The 19,235-nt window shown below is 64.1% G+C and carries 16 protein-coding genes; 5 read left to right on the top strand and 11 right to left on the bottom strand.

The genetic code is table 11. From position 1 onward, the window contains the following. The first annotated feature begins 41 nt into the window (after positions 1–41). From FHY06_RS10450 to FHY06_RS10435, 4 genes are all read left to right on the top strand, one after another. Positions 42–800: an amino acid ABC transporter permease gene (locus FHY06_RS10450; RefSeq protein ID WP_375792069.1), complete on the top strand. Its 759-nt coding sequence runs from the start codon at positions 42–44 to the stop codon at positions 798–800. Position 801: 1 nt separating this feature from the next. Next, positions 802–1,470, top strand: a complete 669-nt coding sequence (locus tag FHY06_RS10445) for an amino acid ABC transporter permease (protein ID WP_026346622.1) — start codon at positions 802–804, stop codon at positions 1,468–1,470. A 148-nt stretch (positions 1,471–1,618) separates the two neighbouring features. Continuing rightward, positions 1,619–2,356, top strand: coding sequence for an amino acid ABC transporter ATP-binding protein (locus FHY06_RS10440; RefSeq protein WP_019656910.1), 738 nt, complete (start codon positions 1,619–1,621; stop codon positions 2,354–2,356). 187 nt (positions 2,357–2,543) lie between these two features. Continuing rightward, complete coding sequence (locus FHY06_RS10435; RefSeq protein ID WP_145762061.1) at positions 2,544–2,990, top strand: SRPBCC family protein; 447 nt, start codon at positions 2,544–2,546, stop codon at positions 2,988–2,990. Positions 2,991–3,023: 33 nt separating this feature from the next. Here FHY06_RS10435 and FHY06_RS10430 read toward each other — a convergent pair whose 3' ends face one another. The 4 genes from FHY06_RS10430 to FHY06_RS10415 all read right to left on the bottom strand — a co-directional run bounded on the left by FHY06_RS10430 (position 3,024) and on the right by FHY06_RS10415 (position 6,120). Beyond that, positions 3,024–3,374 (bottom strand): hypothetical protein, encoded by a 351-nt coding sequence (locus tag FHY06_RS10430; protein ID WP_184604812.1) that lies wholly within the window; start codon positions 3,372–3,374, stop codon positions 3,024–3,026. A 58-nt stretch (positions 3,375–3,432) separates the two neighbouring features. Then, positions 3,433–4,542 carry a nucleoside hydrolase gene (locus FHY06_RS10425; protein ID WP_260310217.1) on the bottom strand — a complete coding sequence of 370 codons (1,110 nt, stop codon included), beginning with the start codon at positions 4,540–4,542 and terminating at the stop codon, positions 3,433–3,435. A gap of 246 nt (positions 4,543–4,788) precedes the next feature. After that, positions 4,789–5,634: a dienelactone hydrolase family protein gene (locus FHY06_RS10420; protein WP_184604810.1), complete on the bottom strand. Its 846-nt coding sequence runs from the start codon at positions 5,632–5,634 to the stop codon at positions 4,789–4,791. Positions 5,635–5,652: 18 nt separating this feature from the next. Beyond that, complete coding sequence (locus FHY06_RS10415; protein ID WP_184604807.1) at positions 5,653–6,120, bottom strand: tautomerase family protein; 468 nt, start codon at positions 6,118–6,120, stop codon at positions 5,653–5,655. A 105-nt stretch (positions 6,121–6,225) separates the two neighbouring features. On the opposite strand from FHY06_RS10415, the gene FHY06_RS10410 reads away from it, so the two are divergent. Then, the gene (locus tag FHY06_RS10410) at positions 6,226–7,191 is read left to right on the top strand and encodes a GlxA family transcriptional regulator (protein ID WP_184604806.1); all 966 of its coding nucleotides are present in this window, start codon (positions 6,226–6,228) and stop codon (positions 7,189–7,191) included. 22 nt (positions 7,192–7,213) lie between these two features. On the opposite strand, the gene FHY06_RS10405 is transcribed toward FHY06_RS10410, so the two are convergent. The 7 genes from FHY06_RS10405 to FHY06_RS10375 all read right to left on the bottom strand — a co-directional run bounded on the left by FHY06_RS10405 (position 7,214) and on the right by FHY06_RS10375 (position 19,223). Continuing rightward, on the bottom strand, positions 7,214–8,251 hold the full coding sequence (locus FHY06_RS10405) for a DctP family TRAP transporter solute-binding subunit (RefSeq protein ID WP_019656917.1): 1,038 nt from the start codon (positions 8,249–8,251) through the stop codon (positions 7,214–7,216). 52 nt (positions 8,252–8,303) lie between these two features. Continuing rightward, the gene (locus FHY06_RS10400) at positions 8,304–9,602 is read right to left on the bottom strand and encodes a TRAP transporter large permease (RefSeq protein WP_093207423.1); all 1,299 of its coding nucleotides are present in this window, start codon (positions 9,600–9,602) and stop codon (positions 8,304–8,306) included. Continuing rightward, positions 9,599–10,189, bottom strand: coding sequence for a TRAP transporter small permease (locus FHY06_RS10395; RefSeq protein ID WP_184604804.1), 591 nt, complete (start codon positions 10,187–10,189; stop codon positions 9,599–9,601). Before FHY06_RS10395 ends, FHY06_RS10400 begins: the two co-directional genes overlap by 4 nt. Positions 10,190–10,695: 506 nt before the next feature. Beyond that, positions 10,696–15,159: an H-NS histone family protein gene (locus tag FHY06_RS10390; protein WP_184605061.1), complete on the bottom strand. Its 4,464-nt coding sequence runs from the start codon at positions 15,157–15,159 to the stop codon at positions 10,696–10,698. A 1,246-nt stretch (positions 15,160–16,405) separates the two neighbouring features. Next, positions 16,406–17,377 carry an NAD(P)H-dependent flavin oxidoreductase gene (locus tag FHY06_RS10385; RefSeq protein WP_093207432.1) on the bottom strand — a complete coding sequence of 324 codons (972 nt, stop codon included), beginning with the start codon at positions 17,375–17,377 and terminating at the stop codon, positions 16,406–16,408. Between the two features lie 16 nt (positions 17,378–17,393). Next, on the bottom strand, positions 17,394–18,326 hold the full coding sequence (locus FHY06_RS10380) for an electron transfer flavoprotein subunit alpha/FixB family protein (protein ID WP_184604802.1): 933 nt from the start codon (positions 18,324–18,326) through the stop codon (positions 17,394–17,396). A gap of 147 nt (positions 18,327–18,473) precedes the next feature. Beyond that, on the bottom strand, positions 18,474–19,223 hold the full coding sequence (locus FHY06_RS10375; protein ID WP_184604800.1) for an electron transfer flavoprotein subunit beta/FixA family protein: 750 nt from the start codon (positions 19,221–19,223) through the stop codon (positions 18,474–18,476). Positions 19,224–19,235: the final 12 nt, after the last annotated feature.

Here is a 19,235-nt window from a genome sequence, read left to right as displayed (position 1 = left end):
CGATGCAATGGGCGCGGGCCCTTACCCGCGAAGGAGGATGGATGCTGAACCTGGACATGTCGGTCTTTTGCCAGGACACGCTCACCAATGAAGTGGTCGCAAGCTGCTTCGCGCGCGGATCGGATCAGACCTATCTGCAATGGATGTTGACTGCTTGGGGCTGGACCGTGAGCGTGGCGCTGACGGCCCTGTTCCTGGCGCTGGTCGTGGGCTCGATCATCGGCACGTTGCGCACGCTGCCCGACAGCCCCTGGCTTGTCCGGTTCGGCAACGCGTGGGTGGAACTCTTCCGCAACGTCCCCTTGTTGGTCCAGGTGTTCATCTGGTACTTCGTGCTGCCCAAGATGATTCCGCCGATGCGTGATCTGCCGCCCTTCGTGCTGGTGGTCTGTGCGCTGGGCTTCTTCACGTCGGCACGTATCGCCGAGCAATTGCGCTCGGGCATTCAGGCTCTGCCGCGCGGCCAGCGCTACGCAGGCATGGCCGTGGGATTCACGACGCCGCAGTACTACCGCTTCGTGCTGCTGCCCATGGCGTATCGGATCATCATGCCGCCGCTGACCAGCGAGTCGATGAACATCTTCAAGAACTCGTCGGTGGCCTTCGCGGTGTCGATTCCCGAACTCACTCAGTTCTACCTGCAGGCCGGTGAAGAAACCTCGGCCCAGATCCCGATCTACATCGGCGTGATCGCTCTCTACGTCATCAGCGCCATGCTGATCAACCGCATCATGACTTTCATCGAGCGCAAGGTGCGCGTGCCGGGCTTCGTTGCTGCCGGTGGCACGGGAGGCCACTGACATGATGAATCTCGACTTTTCCTTCTACAACTGGAGCCTGATCAGCAACTATGTGCTGAAGGGCTTCTACTTCAGCGTCATCCTGACGGTCGTGGCCACGCTGGGTGGCATCTTCTTCGGCACCCTGCTGGCGCTCATGCGCCTGTCGGGCAAGAAGTGGCTGGACTTTCCCGCTGCGGCTTATGTGAACGGCATGCGTTCCGTGCCGCTCGTGATGGTGATCCTGGGCTTCTTCCTGCTGGTGCCCTTCGTGATCGGCCGTCCGATCGGGGCGGAAACCTCGGCCGTCATCACCTTCATCTGCTTCGAGGCGGCCTACTTCTCCGAGATCATGCGCGCCGGCATCCAGTCGATCCCGCGCGGGCAGGTGTTCGCCGGCATGGCCGTCGGCATGACCTACAGCCAGAACATGAAGCTGGTCATCCTGCCCCAGGCCTTCCGAAACATGCTGCCGGTGCTGCTCACGCAGACCATCATCCTGTTCCAGGACACCTCGCTGGTCTACGCCATCGGCGCCTACGACCTGCTCAAGGGCTTCGAGACCGCGGGCAAGAACTTCGGCCGGCCGGAAGAGGCCTACCTGCTGGCCGCCGTCGTGTACTTCGTCATGTGCTACGCCCTTTCCTGGCTGGTGAAGCGCCTGCACAAGAAAATCGCGATCATCAGATGACCCCCGGTCTTCGCGCGCTTCGTGTCGCTTCGCCAACCCCCTTCCAGGGGGCAACGCCGGTGGCCCGGCAAAGCCGGTTCCACGGCGTTTCCCCGACTGCACTCGGTGCGATGAACCTGCTCACAGGAGTTTGAAAATGTCCGAAAAAATGATCGAAATCAAGAACGTATCGAAGTGGTACGGCCCGGTGCAGGTGCTCAACGACTGCTCCGTCAGCATCGCCAAGGGCGACGTGGTGGTGGTGTGCGGCCCGTCGGGCTCCGGCAAGTCCACGCTCATCAAGACCGTGAACGCGCTCGAGCCCTTCCAGAAGGGCGAGATCACCGTCAACGGCATCCCGCTGCACGACCCCAAGACCAACCTGCCCAAGCTGCGCTCCAAGGTCGGCATGGTGTTCCAGCACTTCGAGCTGTTCCCGCACCTGTCCGTCACCGAGAACCTCACCATCGCCCAGATCAAGGTGCTCGGCCGCTCGCCCGACGAAGCCAAGACCCGCGGCCTGAAGATGCTCGACCGCGTGGGCCTGATGGCGCACAAGGACAAGTTCCCCGGCCAGCTCTCCGGCGGCCAGCAGCAGCGCGTGGCCATCGCCCGCGCACTGTCGATGGACCCCATCGTCATGCTGTTCGACGAACCCACCTCGGCGCTCGACCCAGAGATGGTCGGCGAAGTGCTCGACGTGATGGTGAACCTGGCCAAGGAAGGCATGACCATGATGGTGGTCACGCACGAAATGGGCTTCGCCCGCAAGGTCGCCAGCCGCGTGATCTTCATCGACGTGGGCGGCCGCATCCTGGAAGACTGCTCGAAGGACGAGTTCTTCGGCCACCCCGAAAACCGCCAGCCGCGCACCAAGGACTTCCTCAACAAGATCCTGCAGCACTGATCGGCTGCTGCAAGGCCAGGAAGCCAAAGGCCGCGCTGTCCTCCGGGCAGCGCGGCCTTTTTGCTTGGAACCAGGCCATGTCGCGTGGTCGCGGGTTTTCCCTGATCTTGGCGCCTGTCGATTTTCATCAGGCTCATCCGACGTGCTATCGAGGGTCGTCCTCGATTTTCTTCAGGAGCAATCAATCATGGCTACCAACACCGTCCGCCTGCACCGTGTCCTTCGCACCTCGCCCGACAAGGTCTACCGCGCGTTCGTCCAGCCCGGCGCCTTCGAGCGCTGGCTGCCGCCATTCGGGTTCGTCGGCAAGGTCCACGCGATGGAGCCGGTGGTGGGCGGCGCATGGCGCATGTCCTTCACCAACTTCGGCACCGGCAACGGCCATTCGTTCGGCGGCAAGTACCTCGAGCTCGTTCCCGGCAAGCGCATCGCCTACGACGCGGCCTTCGACGACCCGAACCTTCCGGGCACGATGAAGACGACCGTGGTCCTCACCGAGGTGTCCTGCGGCACCGACGTCTCGATCGTGCAGGAGGGCATTCCCGAGATGATCCCGACGGAGATGTGCTACCTGGGTTGGCAGGAGTCGCTGGTCTCGCTGGCTCAGCTGGTGGAGCCGAACATTCCGGGCTGACAGCGCTTTTCGCTGGATCGAGCGAGTGCCGGCTTATTGCGGCACATAGCTCCCCACCAAGCCGGTATACGCGGCCAGCGTCGGCAGAACGCTCACAACAAGCAGGAGCGTTTCATAGGTTGCCAGCCCCAGCCAAAACCTGAAGGGCTCCTGCTGTCTGTAAACCCTGTTCCGGGCGCCCAGGATCCCTGTTTTCACCACTGAGTAGGGATACCAAAAAGGCAGTACGAGCCAGCAGAGCAACGAGAGAGAGTAGAGAAGCGGCGACCAGAAGCCCGGTCCGACGGCCTTGGCGATGAGTGGCAGTGCGAGGCCACTTATCAGCATGCCTGCTGAAATCCAGTAGAAGAAGGCAGATCGATCCGTCGTGTTCGAGGTGGGCATCGCGCGATGGTAGCCACCGCGTGTGTCGTCTTGCGCCGATGCACCTCGCGCGGCCGGCTCAAGGCAACCGCGAAATCCTCTGCGTCAGCAGATCGAAGAACCCCTGCGCATCGCCTTCCGCGATCCAGTTCACGTTGGCCGGCTTCTTCAGCCCGCCGTACCAGTCGACCACCGTCTGCCCGAAGCCAAGGCCTTCGCGGCTGTCGACTTCCACGTTCACCTTGCGGCCTCTGAAGAGCGAGGGCTGCAGCAGGTAGGCGATCACGGTGGCGTCGTGCACCGGGCCGCCGGGCAGGCCGTAGTACTGCATGTCGTGCTGCACGTAGGCGTCGAGGATGTCGGCCACGGTCCTGCCGGCCTGGTTGCCCAGGCCGCGCAGCTTTGCGATGCGCTCGGGGCTCGTGAGCACCTTGTGCGTCAGGTCCAGCGGCAGCATGGTGATGGGCACGCCGCTCTTGAGCACGATCTCGGCCGCGTGCGGATCGGCGAACACGTTGAACTCCGCCGTGGGCGTGATGTTGCCGCCGTTGAAGTGCGCGCCGCCCATGAGCACCAGCTCGCGCAGGCCGCGCGTGATGTCGGGGGCCTGGGTGAGTGCGAGCGCGAGGTTGGTCTCGGGGCCGAGCATCGCGAGCGTCACGCTCTTTTCGGGCGCAGCGCGCAGCGTGCGGATCAGGTAGTCGACCGCGTTGCCGTCGGCCAGCGGCTGGCTGGGCTCATGCACCGTCACGCCTGTGATGCCTTCGCTGCCGTGGATGTCGGCCGCGTAGATCGGCGTGCGCAGCAGCGGGCGCGGTGCGCCGGCGTAGATGGCGATGTCGGGCCGCTTCGCCCACTCGCGCGCCAGGCGTGCGTTGCGCGAGGTCTTTGCAAGTGGCACGTTGCCGGCCACGGTGGTGAGCGCCTGGATCTTCAGCTGCTCGGGCGACGCCATGGCGAAGAGCAGCGCGATCACATCGTCGGCGCCGGGGTCGGTGTCGATGATGAGCGTGTGCGTCGTGGCCGCTGCCGTGGCGGCAGTGCTGGCGTCGGCGGCGTGGGCCTTCGGGGCGATGAGGCTGGCGGTCAAGAGGGCGGCAAGTCCGAGAAGAAGAATCGGGAAGATCGTCGCCGCGAGGCGCGATGGCAATGACGACGGCGTTGCCGCTGCAGCAGCCCTGGAATGCATGAAAGGACCTCCTTGCAGGCGCTGGAGAAGAGTGCGCCTTTCAAGTCAGTCTGCCAGAGCAACACCCGCCGCGGACACCTGATCGCGCCCGCATTTTCGACTGCCGCGCGAGCACCCGCAACGGCGCGTAGACCAAGGCTTTAGAGCCCGCGCGCAACCGCAACGGAAAGTGCGCAAAGCACGCGAGCAGGTTTCATCCGCGGCGCCCCGAAGCCGCGCACCGCCTGTTGCGAAAACGCCGCTCGATCAGCCCCCGACAGCGCCCGATGGCCGCAGCCGCCGCGCGAAGAAGGCCAGTATCTCGTCGCGCGCAGCCACCGTGGGCTGCCCCGCCTCGTCGATCAGGTGCGCCGTCACCACGCTGTGCGGGCTCGCCACCACCTGCGCGAAGAAGGGCGGCGTCTGGGTGTTGGCAGCGCTGTCGGGCAGCACGCGCGACACGAAGCGGTCGCCCAGCGCCTGCTGGAAGGCCGCGAAGCGCTGCGCCCTGCAGTGCCTGTCGCCCTCGAAGCGATAGGCCATCACGGTCAGGTCCTCGCGCTCCAGCCGCTCGCGCACCGCGGCCAGCTCTTCGGGCGCCATGTTCATCGCCTCCGGCTTGTCCATCGGCAGCGAGGGCTGGCACATCACCGGCGCGAGCATCGCGGGCTCCAGCATCATCGAGAGCGCGAAGTTGCCCGTGAAGCACATGCCGATCGCGCCGACCCCGGGCCCGCCGCACTCCGCGTGCGCGAGCCGCGCCAGCGCGCGCAGCCACTGCGTGACCGGGCTCGACTCGTTGGCCGCGAAGGCGCGGAACTCGGCGCTCACGCAGGCACGCTTGAACACCGCGATGCCTTCCTCCGCACCGGGCACGGCGCCGTCGCGGCCGAAGAGCGACGGCATGTAGACGGTGAAGCCCGCATCGCGCACCCAGCGTGCGAAGCGCGCCACGTGCGGGCTGATGCCGGGCATCTCGGTCATCACGATCACGGCCGGGCCCCGGCCCATGACGTAGACCTTCTTCTCGATGCCCTCCAGCGTGATCTGGCGCGCGGTGAAGTCGTCCAGCGGGTCGTCTTCGGTCAGGGGGCGTTGGTGCTGTTGCGCCATGGGTGTCTCCTCCGGTGTTCAGTTGGCCTGTGCCGCATCGACCAGATGCTGCAGATGCGCGTAACCCGCGCTGCGTGCGAAGTCGGGCAGGTGCCAGACCTTGCCGCCCACGCCCCATGCGCCATCGGGCACCTCGTTCATCACCACGGATGTGGCGAGTCTGCGGCGGTCGTCTGCCGGCAGGGCTTCCTCGAACGCTGCGTGAACGCGCGAGACGAAGAGCGCACGCGATGCGTCATCGAGCACGCCGGCCGGCAGGTACGCGAGCACGGTGCAGGGCAGCAGCCTGGCCGTCACGTCAGCACCGCCGCAGGTCCAGGCGCCGGGGTCGGCTTCCTCGACCAACACCCAGCACATGGCTCGTGCACGGGGCTCATCGGGCATCTGTTCGGCTGCAGCAGCCGCTTCGTTGATCTTGCGAACCAGCACGGCGCGGGTCTCACCGGGAAACGAGCCATGGGGAATCTTCACGAGGATGGTGGGCATGAGGCTGCGGCCTGGGAGCTTCGAAGCTTGTATTGGACGTTCGGCGCCGACAGAATGGCAGTGTCCAATTCGACTCCTTTGAGGCCTTATCGGCCAATCTTCCAGATGCATGACTTCACCGTGCTCGTGCTGCCCGGCGCCTTCAACTCCAGCGTCGCGGTCACCATGGACATCCTCGGCGCAGCTGAAGCGATGGCCGCCCGCGCAGGCGTCGCGCCGCCTCGCTGGCGGCTGTGCTCGGTGCATGGCGGGCCGGTGCAGCTGCGCGCCGGCATGAGCCTCGACACCACGCGCCTGCCCGTGCGCCCGCGCGACGATCGCTCCACCTGGGTGGTGCCGGGGCTCGGCCTCAACACCCCCGGCGAGATCCGCCGATGCCTGGAAAGCGACGAAGCCGCCAAGGCCATCGCCGCCCTCGCGCGTCACGCCAAGGCCGGCGGGCAGGTCGCCGCCTCGTGCTCGGCCGTGTTCCTGCTCAACGCCGCTGGCCTGCTGCAAGGCCGGCGCGCGACAGTCTCATGGTGGTACGCCCCGCTGCTCGCACGCATGGCTCCCGGCTGCACCGTCGATGCCGACCGCATGGTGTGCTCCGACGGCCCCGTCGTCACCGCAGGTGCCGCCTTCGCGCAGACCGACCTGATGCTGCACCTGCTGCGCGAGCGCTGCGGCAGCGCGCTCACCGATCTTGTCTCGCGCATGCTGCTGATCGACGGCCGCCAGGCGCAGGCACCGTTCATCGCGGCGGAGGTGCTGGCCAGCGGCAACGACCTGGTGGCGCGGCTCGCCGCGCGTGTCGAATCGGCATTGCCCGAGGCGCCGGCGGTGAGCGAGCTGGCGCGCGAGTTCTGCATGTCGGAGCGCACGCTGTCGCGGCACATCCACAAGGCCACCGGCAAGAGCACCCAGGCGCTGGTGCAGAGCGTCAGGCTGCGGCGCGCCCGCGCACTGCTCGAATCCAGCCGCATGACGGTCGAGCAGGTGGCGGGGGCGGTGGGGTATCAAGATGCCACGGCATTGCGGCGCCTGATGAAGAAGGTGGCTGGAGCAAACCCCAGCCGCTACCGCGCCTGAGCAGGCGCGGCAGCTGTCGCCATTACTTCTTGCGTGCAGCGATCGCCTGCTCGGCCTTCGCCACCAGATCGGCGCCGATGGTCGACTTCCACTTGTCGTACACCGGCCGCGTCGCCTTCACGAACTCGGCGCGCTCGGCCGGCGTGAGGCTGGTCACGGTCACGCCCATGCCGGCGATGTCCTTGAGCACCGGCTTGTCGGCCTCCACCAGGCCCTTGCGCGCGATGGCGATCTCTTCCTTGCCTGCGTCGATGGCGGCCTGGCGCACGATGGCCTGGTCGGCCGGCGTCCACGAGGCCCAGATCTCCTTGTTGACCACGAACACCAGCGGGTCGGCCACATAGCCCCAGGTGGTCACGAACTTCTGGCCCACCGTCTGCATCTTGAGCACCGTGAACAGGAAGAGCGGGTTCTCCTGCCCGTCGACAGCGCCGCTGGCCAGCGCGGGCTGCGCGTCGGCCCAGCTCATCTGCGTGGGGTTGGCGCCCAGCGCGGTGAACATGTCGGAGTAGATGGGCGAGCCCACCACGCGGATCTTCATGCCCTTGATGTCGGCCGGCGACTTGATCGGCTTCTTCGAGTTGGTGATCTCGCGGAAGCCGTTCTCGCCCCACGCGAGCGGCACCACGCCGGCCTTGTCGAGCGTCTTGAACATCTCCTTGCCGACCTCGCCCTGCGTGAGCGCGTCGATGGCCGCGTAGTCGGGCATCAGGAAGGGCATGGAGAACAGGTTGAGCTGCTTGACCTGCGGCGACCAGTTGATGGTCGAGCCCACGGCCATGTCGATCACGCCCTGGCGCAGCGCGCTGAACTCACGCGTCTGGTCGCCCTGGATGAGCGACACGCCCGGGTACAGCTTGATGTTGATGCGGCCCTGCGTGCGCTCCTTCACCAGGTCGGCCCAGATCTTCCCGGCCTGGCCCCACGGCGTGGGCGGGCCCAGCACCAGCGACATCTTGTACTCGGGCTTGTAGGCGGCCTGCGCCATGGCGCCGGACGAGAACATGCCGAGGGCGGTGGCAACGGCGGCAAGGCCGAGCAGGGTGCGGCGGAATTTCATGATCAAGGCTCTCCTAATAATGGTTCTGCGACGGGACGGACGAAAGAAGGGGTCAGTAGCCGAGCTTGCGCGGCAGCCAGAGCGCCAGTTCGGGAAAGATGATGACCAGCACCATCACCACGAACATCGAGAACAGCATCCAGCCCACCCAGCGCACGGTTTCTTCCATGCGCACCTTCGCGATGCGGCACGACACCATGAGGTTGACCGCCAGCGGTGGCGTGAACTGGCCCAGCGCCACCTTCAGCGTGAGGATCACGCCGAACCACACCGGGTCCCACTTGTAGTACTGCACGATGGGCAGCAGCAGCGGCACGAAGATCAAAAAGATCGACACGCCGTCGAGGAACATGCCCACGGTGATGAGCAGCAAGATCAGCAGCGCCAGGATGCCGTACTCGCCCAGCCCCGAGTTCACGATGGCGCGCGTGACCGGATCGATCACGCCCAGCGTCGAGAGCGAATACGCGAAGATGCCCGCCAGCGACACCACCAGCAGAATCACCGCCGAGAGCTCGCCCGACTCGCGCAAGATCACGAACAGGTCGCGCACCTTGATGGTCCGGTGGATGCACATGCCCACGAAGAGGCCGTAGAACACCGCCACCACCGCCGCCTCAGTGGGCGTGAACCAGCCCGCGCGCATGCCGCCCAAGATGAGCACCGGCGCCGCCAGCCCCCAGGTCGCTTCGCGAAAGCTCTTCCAGAAAGGCGGGCGCGGCAGCGTGGCTTCGAGCGCGCCCATCTTGTGCTTGCGGGCGAGCCACACGGCCGGAATCATCAGCGCCAGGCCGGCCATCACGCCCGGCACCATGCCGGCCGCGAACAGCGCGGGCACCGAGGCGCCGGGCACCAGCACCGAGTAGACGATGAAGGCGACCGAAGGCGGAATCAGAATGTCGGTGGCCGCCGCCGCGCCCACCACGCTGGCCGAGTAGGCCGCAGGGTAGCCGGCGCGCGACATGGCCGCGATCATCACCGCGCCCACCGCGGCCGCATTGGCCGGGCCCGAGCCCGAGATGCCGCCGAGGAACATCGCCACCGCAATCGCCACCAGCGGCAGCATGCCGGGGCCGCGCCCCACGATAGCGATGGCAAAGTTCACGAGGCGCAGCGCCACGCCCGAGCGGTCGAAGATGGAGCCGACCAGCACGAACATCGGAATGGCCAGCAGCGGATATTTGCCCAGGCCCGCATAGAAGTTCTGCGGCACGGCCAGCAGGCCGAACCACTGGGCGTCGCTGTTGGCCAGCGCGATGCAGGCGGCGCCCGCCAGGCCCAGCGCGGCGCCGATGGGCACGCCCACCAGCATCATCACGACGAAGGCGACGAAGAGCAGGGTGGCGATCACGATGCGTCGCCCTTGCCGTTGTTGTTGTCGTCAGCTTCGCCGTGCGTCGTCGTCTCGCGTCCGCGCCGGATCATGAGGCCTATGGCCCGCAGCGCGATGGCGAAAGACACGATGGGCAGCCAGATCGAATACCACCAGGAGGGCAGGCCGATACCGGGCGTGGTCTCTTCGAAGCGGTAGTCGTCCCACACCATGCGGATGCTGAGCGCGCCGATGAGCGTGAAGAGCACGGCGATCATCAGCGCGCCGAACTGCGCCAGCCGCTTGCGCCGCGCCATCGAGCCGCTTTCGGAGAAGTACTCGATGCGGATGTGCCGGTCGCGCGCCACCGCGGCCGAGCCGGCCACCAGCGCCAGCATGATCATGAGGAACACCGAGAACTCTTCCGTCCAGGCGAAGGAAGAATCGGTGAAGTAGCGGACGATGACGTTGGCAAAAGTGATGAGCGCCAGCGCGCCCATGATGATGACCGTGAGCCAGTCCTCGATGGCAAGGGGAACCTTGGTCGGTTCGTCTGCGGCTTCGATGTCGGGGGGAATGGGGCTGGCGGCGTCCAGCGTGGGGCCGGACTCGGGTGGAGTTGTCATCGCAGGATGGTCAGTGAGGCACGCACGAACGCCATGTCACCGGGCGGACGCCGGGACGCGTTCCGTACACCTCGACAGGGAAACTGTTACCGATGCTAGGGGGTCCATGACCATTCATGTATCGGGGGTTTCCTTAGCCGGGTGGCTTGGGGAGGGACTTCGAGGAGGCTTCCGGGGCGTGTGCACAGGCCGCCGGGTACTCCCCTCCGCGAATGTCCCCCGGCCTTCGGCCTCCTCCTTTATTTCGCTGCGGGGAGTACCCGGCGCCCTGTGCACGGGGAGTGCGGCTGTGGCGTTGGTGGCTTGATCGCTGCAATGGACAAGCAGAAGTCCGAAGGGCTGGTGTCGGCCGCGGTCGACTCTGGCGTGACTGCGTTCGATGCTCTCTCCAGACTGAGGACTGTAGTTGGCCACTCTGCCTGACCGCTCTCCCTTCGTGGGCGCGATGTTTGTGGATCGAACGGACTCAGACAACAAGGGGCCGCCCGGAGTTTCGTAAAGGCCCCTTAACTACCGACCGTTGCCTTTAAAGGACTCGGCTGCTCAAAATCGGCCAGCGTCTTTCCCGCTGCAAGAGCGTCCTTTAGCCACTGTGGGCGAGCCCCCCTGCCATGCCAGGTGTTCCCCGCTTGGTCGGCATACTTGGGCGCACCTCTCCTGGCGGCCTTCGTTGCGGCATGCTCTGCGCGGAAGTCCACTTGCGGAGTGGCATCGATAGCCACGATGCGTAAGAAGAGGGAGGAGTCCGCAGCCTGCAACTCCAACGCCTTTTGCTCGAGTAGAGCAATCAAGCCTGCGAAATCCACTTTGCCGCCAGCAGGGTTGGTCCACTTCTTCCGACGCTGCAGCACCACGACGAAGAAACCAATTTTGGAGTTCGGGGCCTGCATGTACTGCCCCCTCAACTGTTCCTCCAAGGCGACTAGGTAGTTGGGCACCGTCCAGCGTTCAGACATCTTGAGTTCAACCGTGGCTCGTAGGTCTCCGTGTTGACACAGGACGTCGCGACGTGTCGCTGCCGGCAGGATTGACTCGAGCGTGACTCCATACCGGCCTCCGCTTGCGTGACTCAACTCGCTGCCAAGGAGCGACTGAAAGTCCTCCTCAAGAGCCAAGCCGTCGTTGTCTGTCTTGATTCGAGAGAAGACGACCGAGTTGAAAAACCTCCGGAGGCTAAACTCGCCAAGCTCGATATCCCGCTTAACCGCAAGCAAGTCGTTGTGTACAGCTTGAGCGAAGGCGTTGAAGCCAGACACTGGAGGCGCAAAGTCACGCTCAAACCTGGCGTAGTTCTGCTGGGCGACGGGAGCGCCGCTGGCTTCCTCCTCGCGCATCTGGAATTGGAGGCGTCGGATGTACTTCGCCCGAGGGCGGCTAGCCTTTTTTCGCAGGTCGTCCAACACCTCATAGGCCGCCTGAGACTTCATGCTCGAAATCGCGGGGAGCAGTGAATCGCGGAGACGCTGGGCGTTCTCGCGCGGGCCTATTGTGTACGTTCGCCCATCAGCATGGGTGTTGTCATCGGACTCACGGACAACTGTGACCACCCATTCGTAAAGGGCTGCAAGTGCTTTTAGTCCACCTACGCCTCGCCGCGCGACTTCTCGCAGACGTGTCTGGCGCTCTTCGCCGGCATGCGCAGCCAAGTCAAACATAAACTCTTCTGCGGCGCGTTGTTCCGACCTGCGCCAGCTATCCCACTGTGTTCCGAAGGTGTCGGGGTAGTGCAGCAGCCAGAACAGACCCCAAACTACGGCGTTTGACCTCAACCTTCTCACCTCCCCCGCGCGCGTCTCAAGCGCGCTGCGCGCGAGGCGCTCTTCCTCATCCTGCGGCAAAGCGGGCGCGCTCAAGCCGGGAAGGATGTCCTGGAAGGCGGTGGACATCCGCGTCCAGGCTTCGGCTTCAAACGTGCCCTGGCCCACGTTCCCGCCGTCTCCCACTGCGCAGGCTAAAGCAGACTCAAGGGCATAGGAGTCGGCGTTTGCGGAACCCGTCGCATACCCCCATGCAGCACCGCTGAGGCCTCGTCGAATAGTTGATGGAGCATCGGGTAGATGCCGAATCAACGCATCTGCCTTGTCCGCCGACACTGCGCCGGTGTCTGACGTAGCGAGAACCTGGCGAAATTCGTCTAGCGCCGCCGATTCGTACGCGCGAACGACTGGCCAGAACCACTTCGGATAGCCGTTGATTTCAAATCGACCGTAGGAGAGGGCTTGTTTAACCTCCGACGCGCACAGCGGAGGCAGACTGGTGCCGTCGCCTAGGTCCAGGTGCAATCCCTGAAGGCCGGCCACAGTCGAGTAGTACGTGGAGTTGCGCTCGGTCTCCTTGAAATCCGGGGGACGTTGTCGCCAGATAGCGCTGAGCCCTGCGCGTGCCGTGCTCGCAAGAATGGGACCAGCAGCACGTTCGAACGCGGAGAAGTCGCACTCTCCATAGCGCGAGTTGTGACTTGTCTGGTTCAGCCATTCCGCAATCCAGGCAAGTGCATTCGTATTGGAGCCATCCCGTACGCTATCAGCTTCGATCAACAGGGCTGTTTTTGAAGATTCATCCAACTCTAGGTTTTCGTGCTTGGATTTCCGAGGCCTACCCGTAGGTCGCGGTGCAGTCTCGATCGTCTTCAGCGTAGTCACCAGTTCGGTGAATCCCGGCTCCGCAAGCGCCTCGACATCGCTTTCTTGCCAAAGTGAATGCATGTCGTACTCGACAAGCGTCTTCCAAATGCCGTTGGCGGTATGGTCACTGCGAGCAACGACTTTTCGAAGTAGGCTCTGGCGAACGGTTGTGGCCTGCATCAGGGCGGCACGGAGCTCGGCCTGGTTTCCGCTCCCGAAGTGGAGTCTGGAATGCGCACGGTAGTACGACAGACAAAGGCGCATGATGCATTCGGTCGGGAGGCTGTCCGTGCGTACCACGAGCGCGATCAATTCTTGAACGACCTCGGCGAAGTTGTCGTATCGCCCGTCGTGGCTTCTACGCTTCCTCCGGTAATGCTTCACCAAGCGAAGAAGCAACCCTCCTGTTAGCGTCGCTAGCTGATCTGGGCTCGCTGAATCAGCAACGTCATGGGTCAAGGCCCAACCTATGCTGAAGGTTGTCCCCTTGCGTATGTATTGCTGACCCACCAGTTCAGCTATCGTCTCAGCATCAAACGTCTTCCAAGCGAACTTGCTGAGGACTAAGTACAAGATCCGTTCTTCAAGGTGCGTGCTAGATTTCGCGGCGTCAGCGAGCGCCTGCGCGTCGTCTTCTCGGTCGAGTGACATCAAGTACACGAGCTCAGCAGAATTACTTAGCAGCTTCCCATAGTCGTTGCCATGCTCTGTCAGAACTTTCGTTCGGAAGATGTCCCTGCGAGCATGTGTTGCGATATCAAGCAGCGCGATACGCACATGCCGGTCGGACCCGAAGAGGTCGTAGAGTTCCAGAAGCTTCGGCTCAATCCCGAGCTTCGCTGCCTGCCAGTAGTTCTCCGCAGTAAGAGTGAACTGGTTTCGCCCCAGCGTGTCGCCGGAACGCTCCAGCCGTTCTAGGCAACAGTGCATCGCGGCACCTGCGTCCGAAAGCGATACTTGCGCACTCCGAAGATCGCCGAAGAATGCAACTGCCTGCGGCTCGACCTGCAGCAACTCCTGTCTGCAGTGGACGTTGAAGGTGGCGAGCCACCCTGCAACTGCTAAGTAGGCTCGATGAACGCCGCACTCACCTGTCGCTGACCTCCAAGACAGCGCAGAGATAAGCCGCCTCGCATCGTCGGGTGAATGAGCTAGAGCAGAGAGTCGCTTGGCGGCTAGGTACGGCAGCAGTTGCTCGGGGTAGAGCTTGACTTGATGTTGTCCCGAGTCGACGAATAAGCGGGAGCCGAGGAGGTACGCCAAAGATTTCTCGGAGAGCAAAGAGCCGACGAGTGGACGGCATGAGAGCACTCCTTCCCGCACTTTGAGTGCATCTGCGGCCAGTTCCATGTTCGGTAGTTGACAGACTGCCGACGCAGCGGCGAGCTTCGCCACTGCATCTTCCAGGCTGTCAGGGGAAGGTCGTCCCACCAACTCCTCGCGGTAGTCGGTGCGTTGCTGGGCCTGAACGGCTGTCACCATCCGCTCGAAGATATCGGTAAGGTCGTTCGGTGGATTGGTCAACGGGTCGACGTAGGCCAGCACGTCGAGGCTCCCAGGGCCGGCCGCCAGTTCCCCCAATCCGAAACTTCGCGCAGCGTCCAGTAGCGCCTTGGCGTCCGCAACCTCGTGGCGCTTCTCGAGATAGAGTCTGGCTGCCCGTGCAGACAAGGGAAGCAGTCCGAAGACCTTCAGGTGTTCCTTCGGGACAAGCTTCGCCTTCACTGTGCTTCTGGCGTCGAACGCAGCAAGTCCCGCATCCAGCGCGTCTGTGCTCTCTACTTCCTCTGAAGTCTCGTCGAGAGACTCTTCTTTCGCCTCGCCTACGTAAAGAGTTGTTCCAAGCTCGGCCTGAACAACGTCGAGAACGGACGGCGTGAGGGTAGCGGGGCGCGACGAGAGTACCCACATGACGTCCGAGTTGGGCCCTCCAACAGCCTTTGCAACCCTGCGTAGTGCGGACTGGAGGCCTGAGTCTCGGCCCAGTACAGCCTCGTCAAGGGAATCGACGAACAGATGTAGGCGCTCAGCAGGTGCGCCTTGCCAAGCGGCGAACGCTTTCGCCTCGTCGGCTTCAAGAGCGATTTGAAAGTCCGGCTCTTCAAGCAGCCGGTGGAGCGGTACGAAGACTGCATGCTGTCCATCCGCACGAAGGCCTTCCGCACAAGCGCGCAATTCCGTTGTCTTGCCGAAGTTGGCACGCGCGGTGATAAGCGAGAAGCGCCCGGCGAGGACTTGCTCCCAGCCCAAGCGCTTCCGGCCCGTGGCATCGATGACCAGAAGCTCCTCGACCGAGTACTTGGTCAGGAGTCCAAAACGTCGCTCAAGGTCGAGATAGTCGGTCATGGAGGGCGGTTCAGTCGGATTCTTCTTCGCTATCGTTGGGCAGGCCGAATTAAACGAGCACGGCTTGCTCGTCGAGTTTGCCCTGCTTTGAATACCTTGCGCTCCCCCTTGTGATGTGATCCTTCGCGAGAATGGGTTGAGCGCCCTTTAACGCGGTAGTGGCGACCAGCGCGAAGCCGTTTCGTTCCAGGCGCATGAGCGGAGTGTCAGATTTTCCAATTCAGCGACGGAAGTCATGCCACCTTCAATCACTAGGTGGACCGCTTTGCAGCGGAAGCCGCTGTTGCTGTCAAAGGATCAAATGACCGTACCCGCTGTAGTAAAGCGGGTGCTCGCATCGCCTGTTGACGAGCAGCATGGGACACATAGCTGGCACTGAGCCATACCCCACCAACCTTAACCGAACCGAAGCCCAGCCATCACGAAGGCTTGAACCGTCGCACCCAAAAGAACCCCGCTCTCCAGGCGGGCCGAGAACCCGCTGCCCAGTCCCTACCCGCCAGCCCCAGGCGCTTTGCGTCGCGCCTTCTCACTCATCTGAAACAACTCCCCGGCCTTCCGAGCCATCTCAGCCGCAAGCCAAAGCAGATTGTTCAATTGCCGAGGCCCGTCACCGCTGCACCAGTCGATGTCTTCCCCATGGCAGACCCACAGTAGAGCTTCGAGCTGAGAGAGGGTGTTTTCGAGAAGATCCGCCGGGTCTTGGGCGTTGTCTTCGGAAGCTACCGGCGTGCGAGGCCGGGCTATAGTCTTGGTAGCCATTTTTGTGCGTTCCTTTAGAGGCAGTTGCACGAACTTGGTTAGACGGCCGGGGTGCTCGTAACACCCTGGCCGTCGCCTTTTGATACCTCGCATCTGCATCAGTGCTTTCGCACCGACGACCTGCCGCGAGGCAAGCAGCCTTCAAACATCTGGGTGGTGGATTGGTGTTCGGCCTTTCTGCTCCCCTTGGCGGGGCATCGAGTGACAGGGGCATTCACTCTAGAGAAGAAGCCGGCGAAGAAGCTGCTGCTACAGCACGAAGTCGCGCAGACTGCCAACTAATGCAGCTTCCGCAACGCGCTGCGCGAAGACCCCATGAGGCCGCGCTGCGCCAGTCAACAGAGGCAACAGCGGCGTTCAACGCTCAGGCCGATGGGGTGTCTTGCGCAGCGAAATAAAGGAGGAGGCCGAAGGCCGGGGGACATTCGCGGAGCAAGGTACCCCGTCGGCCTGAGCGCCCCCGGATGCGAGTGAGCGGAGGGCTTCAGTCCATCCAGCCCCGAGCCCGGTCCAGATGCTCACGGCACTCGCGCACCATGCGTTCCAGCAGTTCCGCGCAAGTCGGAATGTCGTCGATCAGCCCGATGCACTGCCCGGCCGAGACCACGCCGTTGTGCACCTCGCCAGACTCCAGCGCCGCACGTCCGCGCGCGCCGGCCACCAGCGGGCGCACGTCCTCGAACTCGCAGCCGCCCGGACGGTTCTCGGTGGCCACCACTTCTTCGGAGATGGCGTTGCGGAACACGCGCGCCGTGTTGTGCAAGGTGCGGAACATCAGCTTGGTGTCGCGCTCGGTCGCCTCCACCAGCGCCTGCTTGATGTTGTCGTGGATCGGCGCTTCCTTGGTCACGCAGAAGCGCGTACCCATGTTGATGCCTTCTGCGCCCAGTGCCAGCGCTGCCGCCATGCCGCGCCCGTCGGCGATGCCGCCCGACGCGATGATCGGAATGCGCAGCTTGCGCGCCGCCACCGGCAGCAGCACCAGGCCGGGCACGTCGTCCTCGCCCGGATGGCCCGCGCACTCGAAGCCGTCCACCGACACCGCATCGACGCCGTTGCGCTCGGCCGAGAGCGCGTGGCGCACCGAGGTGCACTTGTGGACGATCTTCACGCCGTGCTCCTTCAGCGCCGCGATGAAGTCCTTCGGGCTGTTGCCCGCGGTCTCGACGATCTTCACGCCGCTGTCGATGATGGCCTGCACGTACTCCGCATAGGGCGGCGGCTTCACGGCGGGCAGGATCGTGAGGTTCACGCCGAAGGGCTTGTCGGTCATCGTGCGCGTGCGCTCGATCTCACGGCGCAGGTCGTCGGGCGTGGGCTGCGTCAGCGCGGTGACGATGCCGAGGCCCCCGGCGTTCGACACGGCCGACGCCAGCTCGGCGCGGCCCACCCATTGCATGCCGCCCTGGATGATCGGGTAGCGGATGCCCAGCAGTTCGGTGATGCGGGTCTTCATCGTCGCGGCCTCTCGCTTACAGCGCCTTCACCAGTTCCGGCACGGCCGTGAACAGGTCGGCCACGAGGCCGTAGTCGGCCACCGAGAAGATCGGGGCTTCTTCGTCCTTGTTGATCGCCACGATCACCTTGGAGTCCTTCATGCCGGCGAGATGCTGGATCGCGCCCGAGATGCCCGCTGCGATGTACAGCTGGGGCGCGACGATCTTGCCCGTCTGGCCCACTTGCCAGTCGTTCGGGGCGTAGCCCGCGTCGACGGCTGCACGGCTGGCGCCGAGGCCGGCGTTGAGCTTGTCGGCCAAGGGTGCCATCACCTCGGTGAACTTCTCGGCGCTGCCCAGGGCACGGCCGCCCGAGACGATGATCTTGGCGGCGGTCAGCTCAGGACGCTCGCTCTTCGTGACTTCACGGCCCACGAAGCTGCTCTTGCCGCTGTCTGCCACGCCTGCAGCCGATTCGACGGCTGCGCTGCCACCGGTGGCGGCTGCTGCATCGAAACCGGTCGTACGAACGGTGATCACCTTGGTGGCATCGCTGCTCTGCACAGTGGCAATCGCGTTGCCCGCGTAGATCGGACGCTCGAAGGTGTCGGCGCTCACCACGGCCGTGATGTCGCTGATCTGCGCCACGTCGAGCTTGGCGGCCACGCGCGGAGCGACGTTCTTGCCGTTGGCGGTCGAGGGGAACAGGATGTGGCTGTAGCTGCCGGCGATGGCCAGCACTTGCGCGGCGACGTTCTCGGCGAGGTTTTCAGCGAGGCTGGGGCTGTCGGCTGCGATGACCTTCGAGACACCGGCGATCTGGGCAGCCGCCTTGGCTGCTTCGGCGGCATTGGCGCCGGCCACCAGCACGTGGATGTCGCCGCCGCAGGCCAGTGCTGCGGTCACGGTATTGAGGGTGGCCGGCTTGATGCTGGCGTGGTCGTGTTCTGCAATGACGAGTGCGGTCATTTCATTTCTCCTGTGCGGCAATTTGCGGCACGCAATTCAACGAGGCTTTTCGGGGAACACCCCGGAACCGGCTCTGCCGGGCCGCAGGTGTTGCCCCCGGTAGGGGGGTGGCGTAGCGACACGAAGTGCGCAAAGCCTGGGGGCGAGTCAAATGACTTTGGCTTCGTTCTTCAGCTTGTCCACCAGGGTGGCGACGTCGGGCACCTTGATGCCGGCGCCACGCTTCGGCGGTTCCGCGACCTTCAGGGTCTTCAGGCGAGGCTTCACATCGACGCCCAGGTCCTCCGGCTTGACCGTGTCCAGCTGCTTCTTCTTGGCCTTCATGATGTTCGGCAGCGTCACATAACGCGGCTCGTTCAGGCGCAGGTCGGTGGTGATGACTGCGGGCAACGTGAGCGCCACGGTCTCCAGGCCGCCGTCGACTTCACGGGTGACGGTGGCCTTGTCACCGGCGACTTCGACCTTCGAAGCGAAAGTAGCCTGGGGAAGATCTGCCAGCGCAGCCAGCATCTGGCCGGTCTGGTTGGCGTCGTCGTCGATGGCCTGCTTGCCCAGGATGATGAGCTGGGGCTGTTCCTTGTCGACCAGCGCCTTCAGCAGCTTGGCCACGGCCAGGGGCTGCAGTTCTTCAGCGGTTTCCACCAGGATGCCGCGGTCGGCGCCGATGGCCATGGCGGTGCGCAGGGTTTCCTGGCACTTGGCGTCGCCGCAGGAGACGGCGATCACTTCGGTGACCACGCCCTTTTCCTTCAGCCGGACCGCTTCTTCAACGGCGATCTCGTCGAAGGGGTTCATGCTCATCTTGACGTTGGCAATGTCCACTCCGGTGCCGTCGCTCTTCACGCGCACCTTCACGTTGTAATCGACGACCCGTTTGACGGGCACCAGAGCCTTCATGGCTGTTCCTTT

The sequence above is a fragment of the Variovorax atrisoli genome (assembly GCF_014195185.1).
GTDB classification, from domain to species: domain Bacteria; phylum Pseudomonadota; class Gammaproteobacteria; order Burkholderiales; family Burkholderiaceae_C; genus Variovorax; species Variovorax atrisoli.
This window is presented reverse-complemented; position numbering and strand designations above follow the sequence as displayed.